A 4,929-nucleotide genomic window follows, 5' to 3' on the forward strand; every position below is an offset into this window, starting at 1 on the left:
GCTACTTTAGTAGCGACGAAGCAATCCATGAGAATTAGTATAGATACATCAAGACTATATGGATTGCTTCGTAGGCTTACGCCTTCTCGCAATGACGTTTTTATGCTGCTTAATACTTATCTATGCCTAGAGCTATACGTAGCAGTTTTTCATCTTAGTTTTAGCGAAGACAAACCAATTAGAGCAAATATTATAGCTATAATCCAGAAACGTATCACAACTTTTGACTCTGACCAGCCATGTTTCTCAAAATGGTGATGCAACGGAGCCATTTTGAAAAGTCTTTTACCACGAGTAGCTTTAAAATAATATACTTGAATAATTACTGATAAAGTTTCAATAACAAATAATCCACCAATAATTGCTAGAACAAATTCGTGTTTGGCAATAACGCTAACAACACCAAGAGCACCACCGAGGCTTAGGCTACCAGTATCTCCCATAAAGATTTCTGCTGGCTGAGCATTAAACCATAAAAATCCTAGGCTAGCACCAACAATTGAAGCACAGAAGATAGTTAATTCAGAAATATTTGCTACATAAATAATTTGCAGATAATTTGCATAGAAACTATTACCCACCAAGTAAATAATTAAGGTAAAAGAACCTGCAGTAATAGCAATCGGCACGATGGCAAGACCATCAAGACCATCAGTTAGATTCACCGCATTTGATGCCCCAACTATAACAAACATACTAAAAGGAATGTAAAATAATCCCAAATCAATCAATAAATTCTTAAAAAATGGAATAGTCAGCAGGTTATTTCCTTGATTATTGGCATCCCTTAACAATAAACAAGCAATTAGACAAATAGTAAACTGAAATAATAATTTCTTCTTACCACTAACTCCTTTATGGTGGTTTTTTGTTACTTTAGCGTAATCATCCATAAAACCAAGTATACCAAAGCTAATAAAGACAAATAACACTATCCATATATATTTATTAGTAAGGTCAGAAAATAAGAGAGTAGAAAGACAAACGGTGAGGATAATCATTATCCCACCCATAGTTGGTGTCCCTACTTTTGCTTTGTGGGTTTCTGGCCCGTCATTACGAATTGGTTGACCATATTTTTGTAAATCTCGTAAAACTCTAATTATCCTAGGTCCTATCAAAAAAGAAATAGTCAAACTAAATAATATGGCAAGTCCGATACGAAAAGTAATATAGTGGAATAAATTTGCGACATGCAACTTATGTATATAGGGGGCAAGAAGGTTGTATATCACTAGTGTAACTCAAAAGATTGGATGATTTTACTAAGTTGGGTACTGTTTGACCCTTTTATTAAGATTAATTCATTGCCCTTAAGTAATTTACTTAAGTTTTCTATTAACAGATCAACATTATCAAAATGTATTTTTTCTATTTCATCTGGCAAAGATTGATAGATATATTGGGTATTATTGCCTACTAAAAAAACTCTGTTGGCACCAGAATCGAGAATTGCTGGTATTAAATCTTTATGGAATTTTATCGAATTGTCTCCCAATTCTAACATATCACCTATTATAGCAATTTTTTTCTTACCACTAAGCTGTTTTAGATATAATAAAGCAGCTTTTACTGATTCTGGATTAGCATTATAATAATCACATATAATTTGGTAGTCCTGACCATGATATTTGGCATTGATTAGCTTACCCCTACCATCCATTAATAATATTTTGCTTAATTGTCTTGCTGCTACATTAATATCTAAGTTCAATATGGCTGACATCTGAAGAGCTATAGTATAATTTCTAGCATAATGTTCTGGTACAAGGGGAATCTCGATATCTATTTTAGTATTATGAATCGAATAACGTAAACGAACTTGTTGGGTAATTTGTTGATATTCATATGATATTAAGCTACAATCTGCATATGGTGATGTGCCAAAACTATATATATTATTAATCGATAATTGCTTAAGATTTTGTAAAACTCGGTTATAATATGGGCTATCTAAATCTATAACAGCTATACCATCTTTTGACATTCCTTCAAAAATTTCACATTTAGCATCAACCAAATGCAGTTGAGACTGAAAAAATTCAAGATGAGCTTCTGATATTGTAGTAATGACTGATATATCAGGTCTAACCATTTTTGTTAGAGTTCTTATTTCTCCTGGATGATTCATACCCATTTCAAAAACAGCATATTCTATATCATCCGGTAGAGAAGCAAGATTTATAGGTACACCAAGATGGTTATTGAAATTTCCTCGACTAGCAAAAGTAGAGCCAAAGTGACTTAGTACAGTTTTGATTGCTTCCTTAGTTCCAGTTTTACCACTACTGCCAGTAACCCCAATAAACTTCGCCTGGGATTTCTGCCGTTTATACTCTGCCATCTGATGCAAAGCAGTTAAGGTATCAGGAACCATAATTACTTTTTCATCAGGCAGCCCTGTTATTTCCTGACTAATAATTACCGCATTTGCCCCACGTTCTAGAGCATGTAACGCATAATTATGTCCATCATTAGCTCCTTTAAGAACAATGAACAAATCACCATCTGTAACGGAATTAGAATTGAATTGAACTTGTCCACCATGAATATCAGGATGTACCTCTATATTCAATGCATTATTCAAGTCTCTTGCTGACCAAATCATTATATTATATCTTACGTAAAGTTCAAAAATGAGAGTTTACAGAAAAAAGTTAAAGTACAAGACGTCATGTCATTGCGAGACCATGTAATGGTCGAAGCAATCCATTTTTTGTTACTTTTATGGATTGCTTCGTCGCTAGCCACTCCTCGCAATGACGCTTATACTTTAACTTTTTCCATGAACGCTCACATTCAAGACAATTCTTACCCCAATTTTGCTTTAATTGTCAATAAGTTTATTTTCTAGGAGGCTGCCTACAATAACTAATTAATTATATTTTGAGCTATTTTTCGGCGAGAATATATATGATTTTTGTAGGAATAGTGTACCTATTTCAAAAAAATCATGTTTATTCGCAGTCAAAAAGAGCCAAATATAGAATTACTTTCGTTGTTGTAGGCAGCCTCCTAGAGCTTTATTGGCTATATCGAAGTCGTTAAAGGGTAGTTTTTTATTACCGATTATCTGATAATTTTCGTGACCTTTGCCGGCAATTAGCAAAATATCATCTTTTTGTAAATTATGTATCGTCTCAGTAATTGCTATTTTTCTATTTTTTATTTCTATAAAACTATTAGTGATCGCTATAATAGCTGGTATAATTTGCTGCCGTATTAATTTTGGATCTTCGTTTCTTGGATTATCATCAGTAATAATAATCTCATCAGCAATTTTCGCCGCAACTTGCCCCATTAATGGTCTTTTACTGCTATCTCTATCACCACCACAACCAAAAATTACTTTTAATAACCCCTTATCTGATTTTATTTTTCTTAACTCCAGTAAACTTTTTTCCAAAGCATCTGGGGTATGAGCATAGTCGATAAACACATTACTATTACCTACTCTCTCTAAACGCCCTTTAACTGCTTTAACTTGCGATAACTTCGATATAACTTGTTCCAAAGGAAAGCCAGTCAAATGCACCATCATAACGGCAATCAGTAAGTTACTAGCTTGAAAACTACCAACTATATCAGTAGTAAAATTATATTTTTGCCCTTTATAGTCACAAACCTTATTTCCAGGAACCTTATGTCCAGGAATTATACTGTCGATAATTTTCAGATCGCCATTCATACCCACTGTTAAAAACTTTATATTACGTTGTTGTAAATAATGTTTAATATAATCTAATTGTGCTATTTCTGAGTTTAACACAGCCGTTCCTGTTGGCAATAAATTATCTGTAAATAATTTTAGTTTGGCTAAAAGATAATTAGCCATATTTTGGTGATAATCAAGGTGATCTTGACTAAAACTAGTAAAGCAAGCAGCATTTACTTTTACACCACATAATCTTTGTTGATCTAAACCATGGCTAGAAGCCTCAAAAGCTACATATTTTGTGTTATTCTCAGCTAGCTTATGTAAAATATGTCTAAAAGTTATAGGGTCAAGAGTAGTGAGAGCCGGGGATTTGTCTAAAATGTCTTGAACACTTAAATCCAAACCACTGGCACATTCTACGCCAATAGTCCCAATAGAACAACTTGGTACTCCTAATAATGTATATAGTTGCCTACAATATGATACTACCGAGGTTTTACCGTTAGTACCAGTAGCAGCTATCATATATGATGGTAATAATGGGTAGAGAATATTAGCAGCTTGACTCAGTGCCAACCGTGCATCACTCACAAGATTTATATGTACATCATTGGCGGTAATATGGGGGTTGTTTAAGCTCTCAGCATCATCTGTAACAATGAATTTCACCCCTTTATTTATTACATCATCGATAAATTTATTACCATCAGAGCTTGCTCCTTTAATCGCAAAGAATATATCGCCAGCTTTAGCTAGTCTAGAGTCACAGCACAAACTGCAAGAATTCATCTGAGAGATAATTTTATTATCAAATAGTTTTTGCATAATTTCTACAATTTAAGTATAGCCTAGGAGGCTGCATCCTAGATGCCTACTTTCGCAGAGATGACAATTTACAACTCAGTGTCACCCCTGCTTCGGTGCGGGGTTTAGATTCCCGCCTACGCGGGAATGATGGTATGGACGAGTGAAGCGAAATATGCTTTACTTGTACGGAGTCAGCTGAAAAATAGTTTTCAGCTGCTCCAAATTAAATAATAATTTAATTAATAGATCCATACCATGATAAATAATAGCATAAAAAATACTATAATAGGAATAGATTTAGCAAAAAATAGTATGCACTTGGTGCAAGTCGATCAAAATGGCAAAAAAATAGGTTACCAAAAAGTTACAAGAGATGAGTTAATAGCCTATTTAAGCAATCTCGATAAAAGTTCATTGGTAGCTATGGAGGCATGTGGAGGAGCTAATTATTGGTCACAGGAAAT

General features: G+C 33.9%; 3 protein-coding genes and 1 pseudogene. 1 reads left to right on the forward strand and 3 read right to left on the reverse strand.

Annotation, left to right across the window (positions count from 1 at the left end; translation table 11 throughout):
- Positions 1-149: 149 nt before the first annotated feature.
- The 3 genes from mraY to RiCNE_RS05865 form a co-directional block, all read right to left on the reverse strand.
- Positions 150-1,235 carry a phospho-N-acetylmuramoyl-pentapeptide-transferase gene (gene mraY / locus RiCNE_RS05855; RefSeq protein WP_094649654.1) on the reverse strand — a complete coding sequence of 362 codons (1,086 nt, stop codon included), beginning with the start codon at positions 1,233-1,235 and terminating at the stop codon, positions 150-152.
- On the reverse strand, positions 1,235-2,608 hold the full coding sequence (locus RiCNE_RS05860; RefSeq protein ID WP_094649655.1) for a UDP-N-acetylmuramoyl-tripeptide--D-alanyl-D-alanine ligase: 1,374 nt from the start codon (positions 2,606-2,608) through the stop codon (positions 1,235-1,237). Before RiCNE_RS05860 ends, mraY begins: the two co-directional genes overlap by 1 nt.
- A 381-nt stretch (positions 2,609-2,989) precedes the next feature.
- Complete coding sequence (locus RiCNE_RS05865; RefSeq protein ID WP_410525747.1) at positions 2,990-4,483, reverse strand: UDP-N-acetylmuramoyl-L-alanyl-D-glutamate--2,6-diaminopimelate ligase; 1,494 nt, start codon at positions 4,481-4,483, stop codon at positions 2,990-2,992.
- A gap of 237 nt (positions 4,484-4,720) precedes the next feature.
- On the opposite strand from RiCNE_RS05865, the pseudogene RiCNE_RS05870 reads away from it, so the two are divergent.
- Positions 4,721-4,929: pseudogene (locus RiCNE_RS05870) on the forward strand (IS110 family transposase); the annotation flags it as partial.

Source organism: Rickettsia endosymbiont of Culicoides newsteadi (assembly GCF_002259525.1).
Taxonomy (GTDB): Bacteria; Pseudomonadota; Alphaproteobacteria; order Rickettsiales; family Rickettsiaceae; genus Tisiphia.